Origin of the sequence: Rhizobacter sp., from assembly GCF_031412075.1 — a bacterium.
In the GTDB taxonomy this organism is placed as follows: domain Bacteria; phylum Pseudomonadota; class Gammaproteobacteria; order Burkholderiales; family Burkholderiaceae_C; genus Rhizobacter.
Window position 1 is genome coordinate 1 of the sequence record NZ_JANOCG010000168.1, and the last position, 2,807, is coordinate 2,807.

A 2,807-nucleotide genomic window follows, 5' to 3' on the forward strand; every position below is an offset into this window, starting at 1 on the left:
CCTGCGGCACCGGCTACTGGACGCCGCTGGCCGCAGCGAACTGCGTCTCGTGGCTCGCCACCGATGTCAACGACGAAGTGCTCACCTTGGCACGCGCCAAGCCGCTGCCACACGAGCGTGTGCAATTCAGAAACGCCGATGCGTATGCATTGGGCTTGCCGCCGCAGTTCGACGCCGCCTTCGCCGGTTTCTGGTGGTCGCATGTGCCGCTGGAGCGCGCTAACGAGTGGCTCGATGGCCTGCATGCCTGCCTGCAAGCCGGTGCGCGCGTGGTGCTCATCGACAACCTCTATGTCGAAGGCAGCAGCCAGCCCATCACACGCCGTGACGAGCTGGGCAACAGCTACCAGACACGCCGCCTGGACGATGGTTCGACCTTCGAGGTGTTGAAAAACTTTCCCGCTGAAGACGACATGCGCCAGCTGCTGGGCCCACGCGCCAAAGAGTTCAGCTGGACGCAGTGGCCTTACTTCTGGGCCTGCACCTACCTGGTTGCCTGATGCAAACCAAACTCTCCCCCGAGTTCAAAGGCACACCTGATGGCGAGGCGGCTGAGGCCATTCTTCGCAAGTGTGTGCACTGCGGTTTTTGCACCGCCACCTGCCCCACCTACCAGCTGCTGGGTGACGAGCTCGATGGCCCGCGTGGCCGCATCTACCTGATGAAGCAGGTGCTCGAAGGCGAGCCCGTCACGCGCAGCACCCAGCTGCACCTCGACCGCTGCCTCACCTGCCGCAACTGCGAAACCACCTGTCCCTCGGGCGTGCAATACGGGGCGCTGGTCGACATCGGCCGCAAGCTGGTGGAAGAGCGTGTGCCACGGCCGCCCAAAGAAAAGGCCGTGCGCTGGCTGTTGAAAGAAGGCCTCACCTCCGCCGCTTTCGGCCCCGCCATGAAGCTCGGCCAGATGCTGCGCCCGCTGCTGCCCGAAGCGCTCAAAGACAAGGTGCCCGCCAAAGCGGGCCTTCGCGCCCACCAGTGGCCGACGCGAGAACACCCGCGCAAGGTGCTGCTGCTGATGGGCTGCGTGCAGCCTGCGATGGCGCCCAACATCAACAGCGCCACCGCGCGCGTGCTCGACGCCGCTGGCATCCAGACCCTGGTGGCCGACGATGCAGGTTGCTGCGGCGCCATCCGCACCCACCTGGCTGACCGCGAAGGCGGCCTCAAAGACATGCGCCGCAACATCGACGCCTGGTGGCCGCTGGTGGTGGCGGGCAAGGTCGAGGCGATCGTGATGAACGCCTCGGGCTGCGGGGTGACGGTGAAGGACTACCGCCACGCACTGGCGCACGACGTTGCGTACGCCGACAAGGCGCAGCGTGTGAGCGAACTCACCCGCGACCTGAGCGAGCTGCTGCCCGACATCGCCCCCCGTCTCAAAACCAAGCTGCGCAAACCCAAGCTGCGCGAACTCGTGTTCCACCCGCCTTGCACGCTGCAACACGGCCAGCAGTTGCGCGGTGGCGTCGAAACCCATCTCGCCACACTCGGCTTCGACGTGAAACTGGCGGCCAGCGAGAGCCACCTGTGTTGTGGTTCGGCCGGCACCTACTCGGTGTTGCAGCCCGAGCTGTCGCACCAGTTGCGCGACCGCAAGCTCAAAGCATTGGCGATGAGCGAGCCGCAGGTGATCGTGTCGGCCAACATCGGCTGCATCCAGCACCTGCAAAGCGGCACGGCCACGCCGGTGCGGCACTGGGTCGAGGTGCTCGACGAGGCGCTCACCTCGGGTGTGAATTGATGACAAGCATGTGACAAGACCCGCAGCCGGAACGGGCCTGTTCGCTTATGCCAACAGAGCACACGTCGTCATGTAAATGTCGCAAGAAATGGCGCGATGGTTTGGTCAAATACGCACGTGTCTATCAAAGACCATCGCTCGTGCGCAGAGGGATTTCCCTGCAACCCATTCAACCAACCCGTTGGACTCCTCATGAAAAAATCCATTCTCGCTCTCGCCCTGCTCGCCGGCTTTGCCAGCGCCGCCTCGGCCCAATCGTCTGTCACCTTGTTCGGCGTGATCGACGCCAACCTGCGCCAGATCGACAACAACGGCGTCAAAGTCAGACAACTCGGCACCGATGGCGTCAACAGCAGCCGACTCGGCTTTCGTGGCACCGAAGACCTGGGTGGCGGCCTGAAGGCCGGCTTCTGGCTCGAAGCCGCACTCAACCCCGATGACGGCACCATCAACTCCAGCGGCAAGTTCTGGCACCGCCGCGCCACCGTGAGCCTGGAAAGTGGCTTCGGTGAGATTCGCCTGGGCCGCGACTTCACCCCCACTTACACCGGCATCTCCGATTTCGATGCCTTCGGCGACAACGGCGTGGGCAAGTTCTCCAACCTGCAATCCAGGCTGACGGGCACCGTCAACACCAACACCCGTGCCGACAACGAAGTTCAGTATTTCCTGCCCAAGAGCCTGGGCGGCGTGTACGGCACGCTGGCCGTGGCCGCTGGTGAAGGCACGGTCGGCAACAAGTACGTCGGTGGCCGAGTCGGTTATGCCGCCGGCCCGCTGAACGTGTCGGGCTCCTACGGCACGACCGATGCCAACGGAACCGAAGACAAGTACAAGATCGGATCGCTCGGCTTGGCCTACAACTTCGGCGTGGTACGCCTGCTCGGCTCGTTCACGCAGATGAAGTTCTTGTCACGTGAAGAGAAGCTGATCTTGATCGGCGCCACCGCTCCGGTGGGCTCGGGCGTGATCCGCGCTTCGGTCGGCCGCGCCGACCTGTCGGGCGGCACCGGCGCCACCCGCACCGCCGACGCCGACGACGCAACCTTGGTCGCCGTGGGTT

The 2,807-nt window shown here is 64.4% G+C and carries 3 protein-coding genes; all 3 read left to right on the forward strand.

Translation table 11 applies throughout. The annotated features are described in order from the left end of the window. Window positions 1-500, forward strand: a 500-nt coding sequence (locus RMO40_RS05955) for a class I SAM-dependent methyltransferase (RefSeq protein WP_309717684.1), incomplete at its 5' end; no start/stop codon positions are given. Beyond that, on the forward strand, window positions 500-1,744 hold the full coding sequence (gene glcF / locus RMO40_RS05960; RefSeq protein WP_309717687.1) for a glycolate oxidase subunit GlcF: 1,245 nt from the start codon (window positions 500-502) through the stop codon (window positions 1,742-1,744). The genes RMO40_RS05955 and glcF, both read left to right, overlap by 1 nt. 192 nt (window positions 1,745-1,936) lie before the next feature. Continuing rightward, a partial coding sequence (locus RMO40_RS05965) for a porin (protein WP_309717690.1) occupies window positions 1,937-2,807 on the forward strand: 871 nt, incomplete at its 3' end.

Coding starts and splice junctions, on each gene's coding strand:
- glcF (WP_309717687.1), top strand. CDS start 500: ATGCAAACCAAACTCTCCCCCGAGTTCAAAGGCACACCTGATGGCGAG.